At 70.8% G+C, this 18,254-nt stretch carries 24 protein-coding genes; 13 read left to right on the top strand and 11 right to left on the bottom strand.

The features are described from left to right. Window positions 1-46: 46 nt before the first annotated feature. The gene (locus GVL05_RS13380; RefSeq protein WP_159573417.1) at window positions 47-349 is read right to left on the bottom strand and encodes a hypothetical protein; all 303 of its coding nucleotides are present in this window, start codon (window positions 347-349) and stop codon (window positions 47-49) included. Further along, the gene (locus GVL05_RS13375) at window positions 349-726 is read right to left on the bottom strand and encodes a hypothetical protein (protein WP_159573416.1); all 378 of its coding nucleotides are present in this window, start codon (window positions 724-726) and stop codon (window positions 349-351) included. The genes GVL05_RS13380 and GVL05_RS13375 overlap by 1 nt, the downstream gene beginning before the upstream one ends. Between GVL05_RS13375 and GVL05_RS13370 the strand changes: the two genes are divergently transcribed. Next, on the top strand, window positions 700-1,278 hold the full coding sequence (locus GVL05_RS13370) for a hypothetical protein (protein WP_159573415.1): 579 nt from the start codon (window positions 700-702) through the stop codon (window positions 1,276-1,278). The two genes, GVL05_RS13375 and GVL05_RS13370, sit on opposite strands and share 27 nt — an antisense overlap. A 59-nt stretch (window positions 1,279-1,337) precedes the next feature. Here the strand turns inward: GVL05_RS13370 and GVL05_RS13365 are convergent, their stop codons facing one another. The 5 genes from GVL05_RS13365 to GVL05_RS13345 form a co-directional block, all read right to left on the bottom strand. Next, window positions 1,338-2,300, bottom strand: coding sequence for an IS481 family transposase (locus GVL05_RS13365; RefSeq protein WP_159573414.1), 963 nt, complete (start codon window positions 2,298-2,300; stop codon window positions 1,338-1,340). Between the two features lie 102 nt (window positions 2,301-2,402). Further along, on the bottom strand, window positions 2,403-3,860 hold the full coding sequence (locus tag GVL05_RS13360) for a sugar porter family MFS transporter (RefSeq protein ID WP_159573413.1): 1,458 nt from the start codon (window positions 3,858-3,860) through the stop codon (window positions 2,403-2,405). A gap of 158 nt (window positions 3,861-4,018) precedes the next feature. Next, the gene (locus GVL05_RS13355) at window positions 4,019-4,552 is read right to left on the bottom strand and encodes a hypothetical protein (RefSeq protein WP_159573412.1); all 534 of its coding nucleotides are present in this window, start codon (window positions 4,550-4,552) and stop codon (window positions 4,019-4,021) included. A 40-nt stretch (window positions 4,553-4,592) separates the two neighbouring features. Next, complete coding sequence (locus GVL05_RS13350; RefSeq protein WP_159573411.1) at window positions 4,593-5,396, bottom strand: zeta toxin family protein; 804 nt, start codon at window positions 5,394-5,396, stop codon at window positions 4,593-4,595. After that, window positions 5,393-5,878: a hypothetical protein gene (locus GVL05_RS13345; protein WP_159573410.1), complete on the bottom strand. Its 486-nt coding sequence runs from the start codon at window positions 5,876-5,878 to the stop codon at window positions 5,393-5,395. Before GVL05_RS13345 ends, GVL05_RS13350 begins: the two co-directional genes overlap by 4 nt. A gap of 209 nt (window positions 5,879-6,087) precedes the next feature. On the opposite strand from GVL05_RS13345, the gene GVL05_RS13340 reads away from it, so the two are divergent. Continuing rightward, window positions 6,088-6,990: a LysM domain-containing protein gene (locus GVL05_RS13340; RefSeq protein ID WP_159573409.1), complete on the top strand. Its 903-nt coding sequence runs from the start codon at window positions 6,088-6,090 to the stop codon at window positions 6,988-6,990. Between the two features lie 188 nt (window positions 6,991-7,178). Here GVL05_RS13340 and pgi read toward each other — a convergent pair whose 3' ends face one another. The 4 genes from pgi to GVL05_RS13320 form a co-directional block, all read right to left on the bottom strand. Further along, window positions 7,179-8,900, bottom strand: coding sequence for a glucose-6-phosphate isomerase (gene pgi, locus GVL05_RS13335; protein WP_123938439.1), 1,722 nt, complete (start codon window positions 8,898-8,900; stop codon window positions 7,179-7,181). 167 nt (window positions 8,901-9,067) lie between these two features. Then, on the bottom strand, window positions 9,068-11,314 hold the full coding sequence (locus GVL05_RS13330; RefSeq protein WP_159573408.1) for a cation-translocating P-type ATPase: 2,247 nt from the start codon (window positions 11,312-11,314) through the stop codon (window positions 9,068-9,070). Continuing rightward, window positions 11,311-11,499, bottom strand: coding sequence for a heavy-metal-associated domain-containing protein (locus GVL05_RS13325; protein WP_123292282.1), 189 nt, complete (start codon window positions 11,497-11,499; stop codon window positions 11,311-11,313). The genes GVL05_RS13330 and GVL05_RS13325 overlap by 4 nt, the downstream gene beginning before the upstream one ends. Window positions 11,500-11,564: 65 nt before the next feature. Beyond that, entirely contained in the window at window positions 11,565-11,855 is a 291-nt protein-coding gene (locus GVL05_RS13320; RefSeq protein ID WP_111084793.1) for a metal-sensitive transcriptional regulator, read from the bottom strand. 114 nt (window positions 11,856-11,969) lie between these two features. On the opposite strand from GVL05_RS13320, the gene GVL05_RS13315 reads away from it, so the two are divergent. The 11 genes from GVL05_RS13315 to GVL05_RS20190 all read left to right on the top strand — a co-directional run bounded on the left by GVL05_RS13315 (window position 11,970) and on the right by GVL05_RS20190 (window position 18,253). Then, window positions 11,970-13,178 carry a helix-turn-helix domain-containing protein gene (locus GVL05_RS13315; RefSeq protein WP_159573407.1) on the top strand — a complete coding sequence of 403 codons (1,209 nt, stop codon included), beginning with the start codon at window positions 11,970-11,972 and terminating at the stop codon, window positions 13,176-13,178. Between the two features lie 162 nt (window positions 13,179-13,340). Further along, window positions 13,341-13,808, top strand: a complete 468-nt coding sequence (locus GVL05_RS13310) for an Asp23/Gls24 family envelope stress response protein (RefSeq protein WP_159573406.1) — start codon at window positions 13,341-13,343, stop codon at window positions 13,806-13,808. Next, window positions 13,805-13,996, top strand: coding sequence for a DUF2273 domain-containing protein (locus tag GVL05_RS13305; RefSeq protein WP_123291766.1), 192 nt, complete (start codon window positions 13,805-13,807; stop codon window positions 13,994-13,996). Before GVL05_RS13310 ends, GVL05_RS13305 begins: the two co-directional genes overlap by 4 nt. Further along, window positions 13,993-14,310, top strand: coding sequence for a hypothetical protein (locus GVL05_RS13300; protein ID WP_123291765.1), 318 nt, complete (start codon window positions 13,993-13,995; stop codon window positions 14,308-14,310). Before GVL05_RS13305 ends, GVL05_RS13300 begins: the two co-directional genes overlap by 4 nt. 9 nt (window positions 14,311-14,319) lie before the next feature. Then, complete coding sequence (locus tag GVL05_RS13295; protein ID WP_123673696.1) at window positions 14,320-14,895, top strand: DUF6286 domain-containing protein; 576 nt, start codon at window positions 14,320-14,322, stop codon at window positions 14,893-14,895. Beyond that, window positions 14,892-15,455: a hypothetical protein gene (locus GVL05_RS13290; protein ID WP_123291763.1), complete on the top strand. Its 564-nt coding sequence runs from the start codon at window positions 14,892-14,894 to the stop codon at window positions 15,453-15,455. Before GVL05_RS13295 ends, GVL05_RS13290 begins: the two co-directional genes overlap by 4 nt. 98 nt (window positions 15,456-15,553) lie before the next feature. Then, the gene (locus GVL05_RS13285) at window positions 15,554-15,727 is read left to right on the top strand and encodes a CsbD family protein (RefSeq protein WP_123291762.1); all 174 of its coding nucleotides are present in this window, start codon (window positions 15,554-15,556) and stop codon (window positions 15,725-15,727) included. Window positions 15,728-15,803: 76 nt separating this feature from the next. Further along, entirely contained in the window at window positions 15,804-16,886 is a 1,083-nt protein-coding gene (locus GVL05_RS13280; RefSeq protein ID WP_159573405.1) for an Asp23/Gls24 family envelope stress response protein, read from the top strand. After that, complete coding sequence (locus GVL05_RS13275; protein ID WP_159573404.1) at window positions 16,883-17,299, top strand: MFS transporter permease; 417 nt, start codon at window positions 16,883-16,885, stop codon at window positions 17,297-17,299. Before GVL05_RS13280 ends, GVL05_RS13275 begins: the two co-directional genes overlap by 4 nt. 38 nt (window positions 17,300-17,337) lie before the next feature. Further along, complete coding sequence (locus GVL05_RS13270; RefSeq protein WP_111084762.1) at window positions 17,338-17,529, top strand: hypothetical protein; 192 nt, start codon at window positions 17,338-17,340, stop codon at window positions 17,527-17,529. A 73-nt stretch (window positions 17,530-17,602) separates the two neighbouring features. Further along, window positions 17,603-18,253: a gamma-glutamylcyclotransferase family protein gene (locus GVL05_RS20190; protein WP_235035979.1), complete on the top strand. Its 651-nt coding sequence runs from the start codon at window positions 17,603-17,605 to the stop codon at window positions 18,251-18,253. Window position 18,254: the final 1 nt, after the last annotated feature.

Raw genomic sequence — 18,254 nt, 5'->3', positions numbered from 1 at the left:
CCAGTGCTTGTGGGCGGTAGCAGCGACTAGCAGGAGCTAGTGCGCTCTACTCCATGCCGTGCTTCTCGATGTACTCCATGCCAATCTCCATTGCTCGGAGCATGATCGCGTGATTCGGGTACCGAGTCGCCTTGTTGTAGTCGGCAATCCGGTCGCGGAGCTCTTCGTGTCCGCGCCAGCGAACGAGCGCCGTCAGGGGAGCATCACCCGCAGCCGGAGAGGGCGCCTTCGCCTGCGACTTTGGCGTTGCGGCCTCACGCGCCTCGGAGGGCAGCGCGTCGGCCGCGGCCCCGAACGCGGCGATCGCGTCGGGATCCACCGTCGTCTTCTTGTTCCGTGCGATGGGCATCAGCCGTACACCTCCGCCGTGAGCTCCTGAATCTCAGCCCGCGCCTGCTTCGCCTTCGATACCGAGAGCTCCATCACTCCAAGACCAGGAGCGGCGGCGTCGCGGTAGGCCTTGCGCGAGTACAGAACGGTTTCGAGGGGCTTGACCTGGGGGTACTCCACGATGAACTCGGAGACGTCTTCTGTTTCCGTCTCGTTGTGATTGGTGGGTGCCTGGCTCAGCAGGCTACGGACCTCCAGGTCCGGGTTGAAGTCGCGGGCCGTCGAGATCACCTCGTCGAACTCCTCGAGCGTCTCGACGTCGAACCGCCGGAAGAGCAGGTCGAAAGTGCGGCTGCCCGGATCCGGCCGTTGCTGCTCAACGAGGAAGATGCGCACTGCCTCAAGACGATGAAAGCGCTGCTGTACTTCGCTCGCGAGACCGATGCCGACGCCGACGCGATGACGGCGTTGAAGAAGCTGCGCGAGGACTGGAAGGTCGTCGCGTCGCAGAAAGTCAGCCGCTCAGCGTACGAGGTGCGGGTCAAGCAGGGGGAGGCGCCGGAGGAAGCGCTGGCGGACCACGAGCTTGCGTACGCGTGGATCTACGGCGACGTTGTCCACGCCGACACCGACAAGCGTCAAGGCGCGCACTCGTTTGGTGTCGAGGAACGCTTCCATGCCGCTGTTCCGCTCGTGGCGCGCGTCATGGTCTTGGCGATCCGGACGCTGAACACGCTCGAATGGCTGCACGGCAGACGGATCCTGCCGTTCCTGCACGACGCCTTCGCGGAGGACGTCGTGGTCACCCGTCGGGTCGTCGTTAGCGAGGGGCAGGTGTTCGTCGCCCCCTTCGTGGACGGAGCGCTTCCGGTGCTGCCGGCACTGGGAGCAGAGGCTGGCAGCGGTTGGGTTGAGTTCGCGGACGAATTCCTCCCGGACCAGCAGTAGTCCGCCGATAGCGCAGTCGTCCGTGGATCTGGTCGGGCTGGCCTAGGTGTACTGAGTCATCACGTTGGTGACACTCGGGCTGCGGGCGTGAGCCCGTGGCTCGAGTGGATCCGGCCAGTGTTGTAGTGCTCGATCCAGGGTGCAAGTGCGTTGTTGCTGGTGAAGGGCTGCCGATAGGCCCACTCGGTCGCGAGGGTCCGGTTGAAGCGTTCGACCTTGCCGTTCTGCCATGGGCAGTGCGGCTTGATGAACTTCTGCTTCGCACCCAGCTCCGCGACCGCGTTCTTGAACGCGGCTGAGTGCCGGTAAGCAAAGGCGTTGTCCGAGATCACCCGCTCGATCTTCCGGATGCCATGGGCGGCAAAGTACGCTGCCGCGCGGGTGAGGAACCCAGCCGCGGTCACGCCGCGCTCGTCCGGGTGGACTTCGGCATAAGCGAGCCGGGTGTGGTCATCGACAGCGGCGTGAACGTAGTCGAACCCGATCGGCTTCTTATCGACGCGGGACTGGTGATTCGCGGCCGTCCAGCCCTGCACCCGCCAGCCGCCGCCGTCCGGGATCCGACCGAGCTTCTTCACATCCACGTGCACCAAGTCGCCGGGGTGCTCGTGTTCGTATCGGTTCGTGGTCGCTCTTGTGGCACGGATCAGGGCACCAGTGATCGGGTCCAACCACGCCAGCGGCGGAACGTGGTGCCGGGCGAGGACGCGAGAGATCGTGCGAGCCGGCACCCCGGTCTCCGCAGCGAGACGGGCGGGACCGAACCGGAGCCGGGTCCGTGCCTCCAGCACCGATTGCTCGCGCTCTGGAGTGGTCTTCGTCGGCGATCGATGCGGCCGGCTTGACCGGTCCGACAAGCCGATGTCGCCGTGGTCCCGGAAACGCCGCACCCACCGATGCGCACACTGGCGAGAGACGCCGAGTTCCTTCGCGACATGAGCGACTGGACGACGGTCCTCAACAACGCGAGCGACGAGTAACCGTCGCCCGTGCAGCGTCAACCGGGCGTTAGCGTGGACCACAGAGGCCTCCTGGTGATGGCAGAACTAGACAGCTCCATCAAGCCAGGAGGCCTCGCTACGTCACAAGACCCGAAGTGTCACCAACGTCATGGCCGAGTACACCTAGGCGCGCGACGCCTTCTGGGGGACCGTGAAGATGTTGCCGGTGGTGACGCCCTCTTCCACCTCTTCGAGGGTGCGACCGCGGCTCTCCGGCACGAACTTCCAGATGAAGAGCAGCGCGAGCAGACCGACGATGCCGAAGCCGAAGAACGTCCCGGTGATGCCGGTCGCGGCGACGATCGTCGGGAAGTAGAGCCCGAGGAACGCGTTCGCGATCCAGAGGCAGAACACCGAGATGCCCATGCCGAGCGCGCGGATCTGGGTCGGGAAGATCTCCGACAGCACCACCCACACGGCGATGTTGAGGAAGGTCTGCATCGAGCCGACGAACGCGACGACGAGGAACAGGATCACCCACGGGCGGGCCGGGTTGCCCTCGGGCAGTGCGACCGAGGCGATGCCGATCAGGAAGTGGCAGACCGTCGTCAACGAGAAGCCGATGATCAGGGTCGTCCGGCGGTTGATCTTCTCCATGTTGTACAGCGCGATGACGCCACCGACCACGGCGATCACGCCGGGGGCGATGTTCGCGATGAGGGCTGCCGACGCCTGGAACCCGGACTCGATGAGGACGGTCTGGCCGTAGTACATGATCGAGTTGATGCCGGTGAGCTGCTGGGCGACGCCGAGCCCGGCACCGATGAGCACGATGCGGATGAGCCACTTGTTGCCGCGCAGCGTCTGCCACCCGCTGACGCGATCGGCCTTCGCCTCGAGGTCGTTGCTCCGCTTGATGTCGTCGAGTTCGGCGGTCGCACGCTCCGTGGTGCGGACCTGCTGCAGGACGGACAGCGCTTCGTCGTAGCGCCCCTTGGACGCGAGCCAGCGCGGCGACTCCGGCACCCGGAGCATGCCGACGAAGAGTGCGATGGCAGGAAGCGCACAGACGGCCAGCATGACGCGCCAGACGCCGTTGCCCTCACCCCACAGGTTGCCGATGATGGCGTTGACCACGAACGCGGCGAGCTGCCCGATCACGATCATGAGCTCGTTGCGGCCGGACAGCGAACCCCGGATCTCGTACGGCGCGAGTTCAGCGAGGAACACCGGGACGACGGTCGATGCACCACCCACCGCGAGGCCGAGGAGGACACGGCCGACGACGATGACGCCGAACGTCGGTGCGAAGACGCAGATGAGGGTGCCGAGGAAGAACGTCACGGCGAGGGCGATGATCGTCTTGCGACGCCCCCAGCCGTCGGCGATGCGGCCGCCGAGCATGGCACCGATCGCGGCGCCGAACAACAGGGAGCTGGTGACGACGCCCTCGGTGAAGTTCGTGAGGCCGAGTTCGGCCTTCATCGGGTTCAGGGCACCGTTGATGACACCGGTGTCGTACCCGAAGAGCAGCCCGCCGAACGTGGCGACCAGGGCCAGGACGCCGAGGCGTCGGCGGTGCGGTCCGGTCCCGATCGGGGGCAGTGCGACAGTCGGGGCTGTCGGCTTGATGTCGACCATTCGGTGACTCCTTCGTCGGTGATCGCGCTTCAGTGCGTGCACCGATGGTAACCCGAATCCATGTCCTGTCAATTGGACATTCTGTCGTCAGGACGATTGGATCGGTCCACATAACGCCTGGTCAGAGCGGGAGCGCTCCAACGCACTCCGGGTGAGCATCAGGACCCGTCGGGCTCCGGGCTGTCCCCCAGCACGTCGCCGAGCGACGCCATGTCCGCGCCGTGGTCGGTGTAGCGCCGGACGGTCCGTCGAGCAGCTGCGCTCGCGGCACCGGACAGCGCCGGGTTGCGTCGCGCGGCGTCGGCCACCCGGCCCGCGTGCCCCGCCGTCGAGAGCAGCACGTTCGCCAGTGCTCGGGCGTCACCCCGCTCGGGCACCCCGGTGACCGTCCACGCCGTGCGCACCTGGGCGTCCGGCGTCACACCGCGGCGGGTGCCCATGCGGTGCCAGTCGGACAGCACGCCCTCGGTCCGGGAGGCCGCCCGGTCGGCCTCGCCCGCTCGACGGCGCGCGGCGTCACGCGCGTCGGATTCGCTCGCGCCCTCGACCGTGTCGTACCGGTCGGTGAGGCCGTCGGCCCGGCGCCGGACGCTCTCCGCCCGTTCACGAGCAGCGCCGTCGTCACCGCCTTCTTCTGCGATGCGGGCGGCGTGCGCGGCGGCAGCCGCGGCGAGGATCTCCGAACGCTCCATGGCCTCGACGGTAGCCGTTCCGACCGACACCGGCGACCGCTCAGACGATCGACACGTCCCAGCCGAGGTCGGCGGCCCGGTCACCGAGGACCCGGGCGTTCGCGCCGCACACCGACTCGGTCGATCCGGTCGGGTAGTAGCGACGGATGGCTGCTTCCGGGACGAACCGACCACCGAGCGGATCCGTGGCGGCATCACGCACGCTCCACCACCGATCGGTCGCCTGGGCGATCGCCGTCTCGAGCGGGACCTCCACGGTGACGATGCGCAGCTTCTCGTAGCCGGCGTCGTCGAGCTCGGCGAGGAGGTCGTCGAGGTAGTCCACGCTCGACAGGGTGCCGTGCACGACGACGTTCTCGCCGTTGCGGAGGGCGCGGCGGCGCAGCGTGTCGGCCACGGTGGTCGACTCGGCGTGCACGAACCCGGCGATCTCACGCAGCTGCACCGGCCGGTCGTCGGCCAGGCGGCGAGCCGTCCACCGGTCCACCAGACCGTCCGCCTGTGCGCGCAGGAGCAGCGGGTCCTTGAACCCGTCGGCGTCGATCGACCGGTACCCGCACAGCTCCGGCATCCGCTCCAGGGCGGTCGACTTCCCCGACCCCGGCGGACCGGCCGTCACGACCACGGCGAGCGAGCCGTCGGTGACCGGCGACGGGGTCAGCGCGCGGTGCTCCTCGAGCACGGACTCGTGGAACCGCAGGCGACTCGCCTCGTACAGGAAGCCGTCCGGCGCGTAGATCGTCCTGGTGCTCGCGCCCGCCGTGTCCGACCAGGGGTTGTCGAGCGAGTCGGCCCGGAGCGCTCGGCCCAGCTCGACGGCCACCCGGTTGCGGAGCTCCGTCACCGGGTGCGCTTGCGGGTCTGCCGTTCGGCGATCGCCCGGCGGACGGTCTCGTACTCGACCTCGGACAGGAGGCCGTCCTGGAACGCCGCCGCGAGTTCCTTGGTGGTGCCGGTGGCCGAGGCGGCACCGTCGAACGCCGCACCACGCTTCGGGGTGCGGTGCGTCAACGCCATCGACGACAGCTCGCGCAGCATCGTCTCCGAGTCGATCTGGCCGCCCTCGCGCCGGGAGATGACCTCACGCGGAGACGGCCTCTTCGTGGTCAGGGTTCGACGGGAGAGCCGCCGCGAGACCTCGGGCTGGGAGATCCCGGCGAGCTTCGCGATCTCGCGCTGCGGGACGCCGAGGTCGGCGAGCTTGAAGATCCCGCGCCGCAGTTCCATCTCGGCGTGGTGTTGCTGCTCACGACTGTGCAGGACGTGCTCGACCGCCGCACGGACGGTCGCGGGCGCACTGTCGATCCGACCGGCCAACGCTCGCACGACGGCTTCCGTGTCGGGCCGACGGGGGTCCGACCCACCGCGTCGCCCGGGGACCACCCTGACGCCCATGACCACCTGCTCTCGTTGATACCGATGGTATCACTCGTCGTGGACGACCGAGGATCCGCGGTACGTCCCCAGACACACGGCGGGAGCACGGCGTTCGCCCCGGGGGCACCGCGCGGTTAGCATCGAGCTGAGGGGGAATCATGAACCGGACGCTCGCGATCGGGGTCGTCGTCGCGGCCACCGTGGCACTGTCGGGGTGCTCGCTGCTGCGCGGGTCGGACCGAGCCCTTCCCGCCCCGTCCACCCCGGCGACGACGCCGAGCTCGTCGGCCACCCCGACGCCGACGCTCGGCGCCGACCCGGAGGGTGACCTCCTCGAGTCGTCGGCGCACCCCCGCACGCCGACCCCGGAACCGACCGAGTCGGCGGCTCCGGCTCCGACGCTGACGCCGATCCCCGCCGGGACCGTCCTCGCCCAGGGTGACGTCGCGTCGCCGAAGGGCAGCGTGCACTTCCGGTTCCGCGTGGTCGCGGTCGGCGACGACACGTTCACCGCGCAGTACTCCGGCTTCACCTCGACCCTGCCGGTGCCGGTCGGGGTCGGCCTGTTCGACCTGCCGCGCGCGGTCGGCGACGGCCTGACCTACCCCGGCGTCGGCGACCGGACGCTCGGTGGGCCGACCAGCACGGCGACCGCGGTGGACGTCCCACTGAGCGGCTCCGGCGTCGACCCGTCGCACCTCACCACGCTCGTGACCTACTCCGCGGCGGCTCCGGGTCAGGAGGTCCCGGTCGAGATCGGGGCCGGCAAGGTGCTCGCGGTGACCACCGTGCGGTGGTCCGTCCCGGCGCGGCAGACGAACGTGCACCCGAAGGACGCCGGTGCCCGGGCGAACGCGACCGGTCCGGTCACCGCGACGACGACCGGCGGGGCGCCGCGGTCGTACACGGTGGCGCCGGACGACCTCATCGGGGACGTCGCCGCGCGGTTCGGCATCAGCGTGCGGGCGCTCGTCTGGCTCAACGCGGGCGTGCAGGTGTTCGGGATGGACCAGCACCTCTACGAGGGAACGACGCTCAACCTCGACCCGCTCGCTCGCTGACCGCGAGTCTCGGAGCGCATGGCCCGAGACTCGCGCTCAGCGACAGTTCTCGGCGCGCGCGTCCCGAGAACTGTCGCTCACCCCGAGTCTCGGGCCGCGTCCGCCCCGCGGCCAGCGCGACCGGCAGACGGACGGGAGGCCCGTGGCGGATCCGCCACGGGCCTCCCGTCCGTCAGGTGGGTGCGTCGCTACTTGCGCAGCTCCAGGTACTTCGCGATGAGCGCCTTGGTCGAGGCGTCCTGCGCGTCGAGCGCGGCCTGGTCGCCCTCGACGGCGGGCGTGACCTGCAGCGCCAGCTGCTTGCCGAGCTCCACGCCCCACTGGTCGAACGAGTCGATGCCCCAGATCGTGCCCTCGGTGAACACGATGTGCTCGTAGAGCGCGATCAGCTGGCCGAGCACGCTCGGGGTGAGCTCCGGCGCCAGGATCGACGTCGTCGGCTTGTTGCCCGGGAAGGTGCGCGCCGCGACGATCCCCTCGTCGGTGGTGCCCTCGGCACGGACCTCGTCGGCGCTCTTGCCGAACGCCAGCGCCTTGGTCTGCGCGAAGAAGTTGGCCAGGAACAGCGTGTGCACGTCGGTGCCGGGAGCGACGCCCTTGCCGTCACCGGTCTCGTCCTTGAGCGGACGGGCCGGGTTCGCGACCGTGATGAAGTCGGCCGGGATCAGGCGGGTGCCCTGGTGGATGAGCTGGTAGAACGCGTGCTGGCCGTTCGTGCCGGGCTCGCCCCAGAAGACCTCGCCGGTCTCGGTGGTGACGGGCGAGCCGTCCCAGCGGACGCGCTTGCCGTTCGACTCCATGGTGAGCTGCTGCAGGTACGCGGCGAAGCGGTGCAGGTACTGCGTGTACGGCAGGACCGCGTGGCTCTGCGCACCGAGGAAGTTCGTGTACCAGACGTTGAGCAGGCCCATCAGGACGGGGACGTTCTGCTCGAGCGGCGTGGTGCGGACGTGCTCGTCGATCGCGTGGAAGCCGGCGAGGAACTGCTCCCAGTTCTCCTGGCCGATCGCGACGATGACGCTCGTGCCGATCGCGGAGTCGACGGAGTAGCGGCCGCCCACCCAGTCCCAGAACCCGAAGGCGTTCTCGGGGTCGATGCCGAAGGCCTCGACCTTGTCGAGCGCGGTGGACACGGCGACGAAGTGCTTCGCGACGGCGTTCTTCTTCTCGTCGTCGGCGGCGTCGGTCAGGCCGAGCCGCTCCCACAGCCACTGGCGTGCGAGTCGCGCGTTCGTCAGCGTCTCGAGGGTGCCGAAGGTCTTCGACGCGACGATGAACAGCGTGGTCTCGGGGTCGAGGTCCACGGTCTTCTCGTAGATGTCCGCCGGGTCGATGTTCGACACGAAGCGGGCTTCGAGGCCGGGCTGGACGTAGGGCTTGAGTGCTTCGTAGACCATGACGGGGCCGAGGTCGGACCCGCCGATGCCGATGTTGACGACGGTCTCGATGCGCTTGCCGGTGACACCGGTCCACGAGCCGTCACGCACCTGCGACGCGAACGCGTAGACCTTGTCGAGCGTGGCGTGCACGTCGGCGTCGACGTCCTGGCCGTCGACGGTCAGCGGCGCCGCCGGGACGAGCCCCTCGGTCGCCTTCGGACGGCGGAGCGCGGTGTGCAAGACGGCGCGGTCCTCGGTGACGTTGATGTGCTCGCCGGAGAGCATCGCCTGGAAGCGCTCGGCGACGCCGGTGTCCTTCGCGACCTGCAGCAGGGCGGCGAGGACGTCCTCGGTGACGAGGCCCTTCGACAGGTCCACGGTCAGGTCTGCGGCCTGGAACGTGTACTGCTCGGCACGGCCGGGGTCGCTGTCGAACCACCCGCGCAGGTCAGGGGTGAAGTCGGCAGCGATGCTGTCGAGCTTCTTCCAGCCTTCGGTCGATGTGGGGTCGACGGGAGCGGATTCGGTCACTTCGGTCCTCCTGGGATCACGTTCGAGACGTACAGCCCGCAGGTCACCGCACCAGTGCGTCGCGGACCGTCTTCGAGCGTAGTGCCGTCGGCACCGTCGCGCGCACCGCCGGACGGGAGGCACGGGGCACGTTCGCTGCGCGCGTCACGTCCGGCGGGTGGTCGGCCTCAGGGCCGGGGTGCGAAACGCCGCAGCCGCAGGCTGTTCGTCACGACGAACACCGACGAGAACGCCATGGCGGCGCCGGCGAGCACCGGGTTGAGCAGCCCCGCCATCGCGAGCGGGATCGCCGCCACGTTGTACGCGAAGGCCCAGAACAGGTTGCCCTTGATGATGCCGAGCGTGGCGCGCGACAGCCGGACGGCGTCGGCGACGACGGTGAGCCGACCGCTCACGACCGTGATGTCGCTGGCCGCGATCGCCGCGTCGGTGCCGGCGCCCATCGCGATGCCGAGGTCGGCCGCGGCGAGCGCCGCAGCGTCGTTGACGCCGTCACCGACCATGGCCACGCTCCGTCCCTGGGCCTGCATGCCCCGGACGGCGTCGAGCTTGCCGGCAGGGGTGGCGCGGGCGTGCACGTCGTCGATGCCGACCTGTGCGGCGACGGCCCGTGCGGCGCCGTCGTTGTCGCCGGTGAGCAGGACGGGGTGCAGACCGAGGGCCACGAAGCGCGCGACCGCGTCGGCGGCCTCGGGCTTCACGGTGTCGCCGACGACCACGACGCCCAGCACGCGGCCGTTCCGCGCGACGACCACCGCGGTGCCCCCGTCGGCCTCGGCGGCGGTGACCGCGGCCGAGGCCTCGTCGGGCACGACGACGGCCCAGGACGCCGCGAGCCAGCGGGTCCCGCCGACGAGCACGACGTCGCCGTCCACGACGGCCTGCACGCCGGCGCCGGGCGTGGAGTCGAACTGCTCGGCGGTCGGGACGTCGAGCTGCCGGGCCGTCGCGGCCCGCACGACCGCACGCGCCACGGGGTGTTCCGAACCGTGCTCGACGGCGGCGGCGAGCCGGAGCACGGCGTCCGCGTCGAGGGTCGCGTCCGTCGAGGTCACGGCGCGCAGGGTCATCTCGCCGGTGGTGACGGTGCCGGTCTTGTCGAGCACGATGGTGTCGACGCCACGGGTCCGTTCGAGCACCTGCGGGCCGCCGATCAGGATGCCGAGCTGGGACCCGCGGCCGGTGCCGACGAGCAGTGCGGTCGGCGTCGCGAGCCCGAGGGCGCACGGGCAGGCGATGATGAGCGTGGCGACGGCGGCGGTGAACGCCGCCGTGACCGAGCCGCCGAGCACGAGCCAGCCGACGAACGCCAGCACGGCGAGCCCGATGACGATCGGCACGAAGACGCCGGAGACCCGGTCGGCCAGGCGTTGGACGTCGGCCTTGCCGGTCTGCGCGTCCTCGACGAGCCGTCCCATCCGAGCGAGCTCGGTGTCGGCGCCGACGCGGGCGACGGCGACCACGAGCCGGCCGCCGACGTTGATCGTCGCGCCGGTCACCCGGTCGCCCGGTCCGACCTCGACGGGGACGGATTCGCCGGTGACCATGCTGTGGTCCACGGCCGAGGACCCGTCCTGCACGATGCCGTCGCTGGGGATCCGCTCCCCCGGCCGCACGACGACGACGTCCCCGACGACGAGCGCCGACGCGGCGACACGCTGCTCGACGCCGTCGCGCAGCACCGTGGCCTCCTTCGCGCCGAGTTCGAGCAGGGCGCGGAGTGCCGCCCCGGACTGCTTCTTGGCGCGGGCCTCCATGTACCGGCCGGCCAGGATGAACACCGTCACGGCCGCGGCGACCTCGAGGTACAGGTCGGTCGCCTCGGGGTCGGTCGCGATCCACGAGAACGTCATGTGCATGCCGGTGGTGCCGGCGTCGCCGAAGAAGAGGGCGTAGAGGGACCAGCCGAAGGCCGCCAGCACACCCACGCTGACCAGGGTGTCCATGGTCGCGGCACCGTGTCGGGCGTTCACCCACGCGGCGCGGTGGAACGGGAGCGCGCCCCACACCGCGACGGGCGCGGCGAGTGTCAGGGCGAGCCACTGCCAGTTCGGGAACTGCAGGACCGGCACCATCGAGAGCAGGACGACCGGCACGGCCAGGACCGTCGACACGACGAGTCGTCGGCGCAGCGCTCCGGCCGGGTCGTCGGCGTCGTCGTCCGGCGCCGTCGTGTCGGCCGGCGGCGCGGGGACGGTCGCACCGTAGCCCGCGGACTCGACGGCGGCGATGAGGGCAGCGGGGTCGGCGGGGTCGGCGGGGCCGTCAGCCGCGACCTGCACCTGCGCCTTCTCGGTGGCGTAGTTGACGGTGGCGGTGACCCCGGGGAGCTTGCCGAGCTTCCGTTCGATGCGGTTCGCGCACGAGGCGCAGGTCATGCCCGTGATGTCGAGCTCGACGATGCCGTCCGTCACGACGGCACGACCTCGTACCCCGCCTCGGCGACCGCGCCGCGGAGCGCATCGGCGTCGACGGGTGCGTCCGAGGTGACCGTCACCGACGAGGCACCGCCGGGGACGAGCGCGACGGCGACGTCGGACACCCCCTCGAGTTCGGTGAGTTCCTCGGTCACGCTCAGCACGCAGTGCTCGCAGGTCATGCCCTCGACGAGCAGCAGTTCGGTGGTCACGGTGTCTCCTCCTGTGGTTCGGGTGCGGGCGGCGGTCACGAGCGCACGAGCCGGGCGATGGCCTGGCTGGCTTCGCGGACCTTCTCGTCCGCGGCGTCGCCGCCCTCGGCGACCGCCTCGGCGACGCAGTGCTTGAGGTGGTCCTCGAGCAGCGACAGCGCCACGCGTTCGAGCGCCCGGTTCGCCGCCGAGATCTGGGTGAGGACGTCGATGCAGTACGTCTCGTCCTCGACCATGCGGGCGATGCCGCGCACCTGGCCCTCGGCGCGACGGAGCCGCTTGAGCAGGTCGTCCTTGTCGCCGATGTACCCGACGTGTTCGTGCATGCTGGCCTCCACGGTCCTCAATACGGTACCCCCCTAGGGTATTCCCTCCGATGGACGCGCGGACACGAACGAGGGTATTCACGTCGCCCTGCCGTCGATGTCATGCTTTCGACCATGACCGATCCGGCGACGAACGGCTTCCGCAGACTGCGGTTCGCCGACGGCGACGGCTCCGCCTACTCCGACATCTTCGAGGCGGAGTACCACGGGTCCGACTTCGCCTCGGACACCTACGCGACCGACGACACCCGCTACGAGTACACGGTGGTGGGCGACGACGACCTGACGCTGCGGACCATGCGCGCCGAGGGCGGTCGACGCGGCGGGGTGATCGGGGCGCGGGAGGACCACGTCGTCTTCTGGCTCACCAGGGGCCGGCTCGAGATGCACTTCCCCGACCGCACGCGCGTGGTCGAGCCCGGCAGCCCGTACATCGCGAGCGCCTCCGAGGAGTACCGCTTCGAGTCCGACGGCACCGTCTACAACGGCGTGCACATCGCGGACTCGTTCCTGCGGACCGTCGGGCGCGACCTCGGCTACCGGCTGCCGGACGGCCCGCTGCTCTTCGACCAGCAGGACGAGGTCATCGCCCGCCGCGAACCGCTGCGCCACCTCATCGGGGAGCTCGGCCCGGCGCTCGTGGACGACCGCGTGGTCGGTCCGATGCGGACGGCGCTGAACCGTCGGCTGGCGATCGTCGTGCTCGACACCTTCCCGATCCGCAACCGCGGCGACGACGTCCCCGTCGCGAACCGCCTGCGCGACGCGATCCGCTACGTCGAACAGCACGCGGCAGAACGTCCGGCGGTGTCGGACATCGCCGCGGCGTGCGGGCTCAGTCAGCGGGGGCTGCAGGACGTGTTCGCCCGTACCCTCGACTCCACGCCGCACCGCTTCCTGCGCGAGCACCGGCTCGACCGTGCCCGGAGCGAACTCCTGCGCGCGGGCGACGACCGGGGCCCCGGCGCCGACGGGGTCGCCGTGGTCGCACGTCGCTGGGGGTTCACCAACCCGGGCCGGTTCGCCACCGCCTACCGCGAGCGGTTCGGCGAGGACCCCGCCGCCACGCTCCGCACGTCGCTGTCCGCACGACCCGACAGTGGTCGGTCCTCGTGGCGCGTCCGCCGCGCGGTGGCGTTCATCGAGCAGCACGCCGACGAGGACCTCTCCCTGCAGGACATCGCCGACGCCGCCGGGGTCCTGCCACGACGCCTGCAGCAGCTCTTCCGAGCCGAGCGGGGCGAGTCCCCGATGGCGTGCGCCCGGGCGATCCGCGCCGCTGCAGGACGCAACGCGGCGGACGGAACACGCGAAACCGCCTGAGTGAACGGCCAGGGGGTACAGCCACATCCCCGTGTTCCCGCGGATTCCTGGATTTCTGCCGAATCCGGAAAGTCATGTGTGACGAATCTCTGGTGCAGCCCGTCTCATCCGTGAACAGCAACCGCTGGGAACGCCCGGCGGGTCAATCGGAAGGAACGAACCATGGCTGACTCCATCACCACCACCCCGGCCACCACCGCCGCGGCCCGGACCACCTCGCACGCCGGCTCGAACAGCGGCGTCACCGGCAAGACCGTCATCGACGACACCGTCGTGTCGAAGGTCGCTGGCATCGCCGCCCGCGAGGTCAACGGCGTGCACTCGCTCGGTGGCGGCGCAGCCCGTGCGATCGGCGCGCTCCGCGACGCGATCGGCCAGCGCGACCACGGTCAGGGCGTCAAGGTCGAGGTCGGCGAGAAGCAGGTCGCCGCGGACATCGTCATCGTCGCCGAGTACCCGGTGTCGCTCCAGCAGGTCGCCGACGGCGTCCGCAGCAGCGTCGCCCGTGCCCTCGAGCAGATCGTCGGCATGGAGGTCGCCGAGGTCAACGTGACCGTCCAGGACGTCTTCATCCCGGGCGACGACGACGACAACGACAACGACGAGAAGAAGGAAGCGCGAGTCGCATGAGCAACACACTGATCGGTGCCCTCATCGGTGCCGTCCTCGCAGTCGTCGCACTGCAGTTCGGGTTCTGGGGCTTCGTCCTGGTCATCGTCTTCGGTGCGATCGGGGCCCTCGTGGCCGCCCTCGCCACCGGCAAGATCGACCGTGGCGCCCTGACCGACGTGCTCACCGGGCGCCGGAGCTCCCGGTGAACGCCGGCCCGGACGTCGTCCCGGGCCGCGTCGAGATCACCGCTCGTGCACTGACCTCGCTGGCGCGGGCCGTCGCAGCCGAACGGCTCGGCGCCCCCGCCAAGCGGGTCAGGGTCGGTCTCGGAGACGCGGCCGGAGCAATGGCCCTCGACGTCACCGGCCCCATCGCCGCGGGCGACGACCTCGTCGCCCGTTCGGCCCAGGTCGCCGACGAGGTCAAGCGCCGCGTGAGCGAACTCACCGGCCGCCGCGTCGGCAGTGCCCACATCGAACTCACCGGGATCGTGCGCGAGCGCGAGTCCCGAACCCGGTAGGAGACCATCATGAGCAACGGTTCCGTCGAACGACGCATCCGTCGTCGGAGCGTGCACCGCTCCCGCTCGACCGCAGTGGCGGTGGCGCTGGTGGTCCTCGCACTGGTCGCCGCGTGGATCGGCACGGAGTCGGTCCTGCGGGCGATCGGGCGGCCTCCGCTCCTCGCCGACCCACAGACCGCCGTCGACGCCGCACTGCAGCCCGATGCCGCGTTCGTCACGATCGCCGAGGTCATCGCCGTCGTGCTCGTGGTCCTGGGCATCGTGCTGATCGTCCTGGCCCTGAAGCCGGGTCGCCAGCACCGTTCCGTCGTCCAGCACGACCGTGGCGCCGTCGTCATCGACACCCGCATCGTCGCCTCGACCGCGGCCAACGCCGCCGGCACGGCCGCGGGGGTCCCCGAGGGCAACGCCTCGGCCACCGCCCGCGGCCGCCGCACCGACGTCCGGATCGTGCCCGTCACCGGCATCCCGGTCGACGAGCAGGCCGTGCAGGCAGCCGTCCGCGACCGCCTCAGTGGTCTCGACGAACGATTCGGCCGGAACATCCGCGTCCGCGTCGACGAGAAGGGGACCCTCGCATGACCAAGAGCAACCGGACCATGAACCGGATCATCCTCTTCGTCCTCGGCCTCGTCGCCGTCGTCGTCGGTCTCACGATCGGTGCGGGCGTCGTGCCCGCCGTGCAGGACGCGATCAAGCCCACCGTCGACCTGCCGAGCAGCCTGGACGTCCCCGCGTCCTCGCTCTGGATCGTCGCCGCCGCCTGCGCCGTCGTCATCGTGCTCGCCCTGGTCTGGGTGTTCACCCGCGGCGGGGGCGGCACGTCCGTCGCCGTCCGCGAGCGTTCCGGTGAGGACGCCGTCACGGTGAACGTCGCACTCGTCCGCGACGTCGTCGAGCACGAGCTCGCCGGGGTCCGCGACGTCGTCGGCTCCCGCGTCGACACCTACCTGGTGCGGAAGCAGCGTGCCGCTCGCATCCGCGTCGCGGTCCGCCGCGGCGGGGACGCCGTCTCGGTGCTCGACGCCGTCGACCGCGCCGTCGCGGTCCTCGACCGCACGCTCGGCCGCCAGGTGCCCGTCCTGGTCCACCTCACCGGTGGGACCCGTTCGGCGCTCGCGAAGTCGACCCGCGTCCACTGACACCCGTCAGCCGGACGCGACCCCGGGCCTCCCGGCCCACCGAAGACCCACGCAACACCCACCACCGGGCGCACGCCCGACCGATGAAAGGACCCGTCATGGGACTCGACGACAAGATCAAGAACGCTGCTCAGGACCTCGCCGGCAAGGCGAAGGAAGCCGTGGGCAAGGCCCAGAACGACGACTCCAAGGTCGCCGAGGGCCAGAAGGACCAGGCCTCCGCGAGCGTCAAGAAGACCGGCGAGGACGTCAAGGACGTCTTCAAGAACTAGGACGCTCGATGCGTGTCGGGGCACTCGCGACGTCGAGTGCCCCGATGCGTTCCGCGGACCCGAACGAGGAGGAACCATGCAGCACGACCCCCATGCGCACACGCAGGTCACCGAGGTGGCCCTGCCCGCAGAACTGACGGAGCCGCTGCCCGACGACGCGACCCCCGCGATGCTCATCGCGCGAACCGCGGCGGAGACGGCGCTCGGCGTGCCCGGCGTGCACCACCTCGGCGGGACCGTGTCCCGAGCCGCCGACGAAGTGCGGAAGCGGCTCGGCCGCTCCGCCGGGACCGCCGGTGTGCAGGTCGACGACGAGGACGGCACCTTCGCGGTGCAGGTCTCCGTCATCGTGACCTATCCGCAGAACGTCCGCGAGGTCGCCGACGAGGTGAAACGACAGGTCGCTGCAGCAGCCGGCCAGGTCGCATCCGCGCCGACGACCGTGGACGTCCGCGTCCTCGACGTGCACGGGCCGTTCGACGACGAGCCCTCGCCCGTCGAGCGTGCGGCCACCGCCGTCGGCGATGCCGTGCAGGATGCCGCCAAGGCGACGAGCGAGACCACGAAGCGCGTGGCGACGGCGACCGTCGACGCCACGAAGCAGGCGGCCGACGCGACGGCCGAGGCGACCAAGCGTGCCGCCGACGCCACCGCCGACGTCACGAAGCAGGCGGCCGAGGTCACCGCAGACGCCACCAAGCGTGCCGCCGACGCGACGGTCGACACCGCCAAGCGTGCTGCCTCGGCCACCGCTGAGGTCACCAAGCAGGCCGCTGACCAGGCCGCGGATGCCACGAAGCGTGCGGCCGACGTCACCGCGGACGCCGCCGAACAGGCCGTGGACGCGACGACCGCCACCGCCGGCCGCGTGCACGAAGCCGCGTCCGACGCGCTCGACCGTGCATCCGAGGGTGCCCGAGACGCCGCTGACACCGCGCGCGACGCGGCCAGCAGCGCACGTGCGGCCGTCGTCGACGAGGACGCTGCCACCCCCGTCGTCGCCTCCGAGACGGCTGCCGACGCAGCGGTGCGTGCCGCCGACTCCGCCGAGGACGCCGCGCAGGACGCCGCCGACGCCGCAGCCGACGCCAGCGAGGCAGCGCGGGCAGCCGCCCGCGACGGCGACCAGCCGACCGACCCGACCACGGACCGACCGTGACCACCGCCTGGTCCGGCGGTCGTCGGCCCCGCACCCGTGGGCCCCGGCCGCGCGGTGTGTGGATCGCCGGTGGCATCGGCGTGGTCCTGGTCGCCGGGGTCCTGCTCGGGGCGTTCCTGCCCCTGGTCGGGTTCCTCGGCGGCGTCACCGCCACCACCGCCGGCCTCGTACCGTTCCCGTTCGTGCGGGTCACGGTCGTCGCGGTCCTCGGGCTGGTCGTCGTGCTGGCGCTCCTCGCCATGGCCCTCACTCGTCGGCACACCACGACGGCGACGATCTCGGTCGTGCTCGCCGTCCTGGTGAGCATCGCCGTCACGATCGTCCCCGTGGTGCTGGTGGCCGTCGGGTCCGCCGACCGTGCTGGCGACGTGTGGCCGATCGTCACCGAGCTCTGGCAACGCTTCACCGGCTGATCCGCCGGCACCTGCACCACCGACCAAGGAGTCCCACCATGCGCAACCGCATCATCGTCATCGGCCTGATCGTCCTGATCGGGTTCTGGTTCGGCTCCCGCGCGAACCGCCCGGTCATCAAGACGTCCAAGGGCGAGACCGTCCGCAAGGCCTGGAACGACCCGCACGCCCGCAAGGCCCGCAAGAAGCTGGGCAAGAAGATCGCCAAGGCCGCCAAGCGGCACAGCTGACGACCTGGAGGCCCGGATCACCTACGCCGATCGGCGCGCGTGATCCGGGCCCCGCGTCCGCTACCCTCGCGACGTGAAGCGTCTCTCCCCCGGCCATCGCTGGGTCATCGGTCTCGGCGCGTTCGCGCTCGTCTGTCTCGTCGTCGGGATCATCGGTCTGGTCGTCGGCGTCACGAACCGGTACGGGTGCCTCTCGGACGGAGACGTCTGGCCGCAGGAGCGCTGCCTCGGCAACGACTCTGGCATTTTCTGGGGCAGCGCCCTCGGCATCATCGGCCTGCTGCACCTCGGCTTGACCGGCCTGGCCGGTGCGCTCGTCTGGACCTCGACCCCGGCCATCGCTCCTGGCCCCGCTGAGCGCCCCACACCGGGCGCCGGTGCGACTCACCGGGTGTTCTCGTACGGCACGCTGCGGCAGCCGCTCGTGCAGGAGTCGCTGTTCGGCGGCCACGTCCCGACCACCCCGGACACGCTGCCCGGGTGGCGGCTCGACTGGGTGGCGATCACCGACCCCGAGGTGGTCCGGACGAGCGGCTCGGACCTGCACCCGATCCTCCGCCGGGGTGCACCGGACGACGTCGTCGAAGGTGTCGCTCTGACCCTCGGCTACGAGTGGCAGCTCCGCGCGGTCGACGACTACGAGGTCGCTGACTACCAGCGCATCCGGGTCGAGCTCACCTCGGGTCTGTCCGCCTGGGTCTACGTGGCGGCCGACGAGGCCTGAG

Origin of the sequence: Curtobacterium sp. 18060 (assembly GCF_902706105.1) — a bacterium.
Taxonomy (GTDB): domain Bacteria; phylum Actinomycetota; class Actinomycetes; order Actinomycetales; family Microbacteriaceae; genus Curtobacterium.
This window is presented reverse-complemented; position numbering and strand designations above follow the sequence as displayed.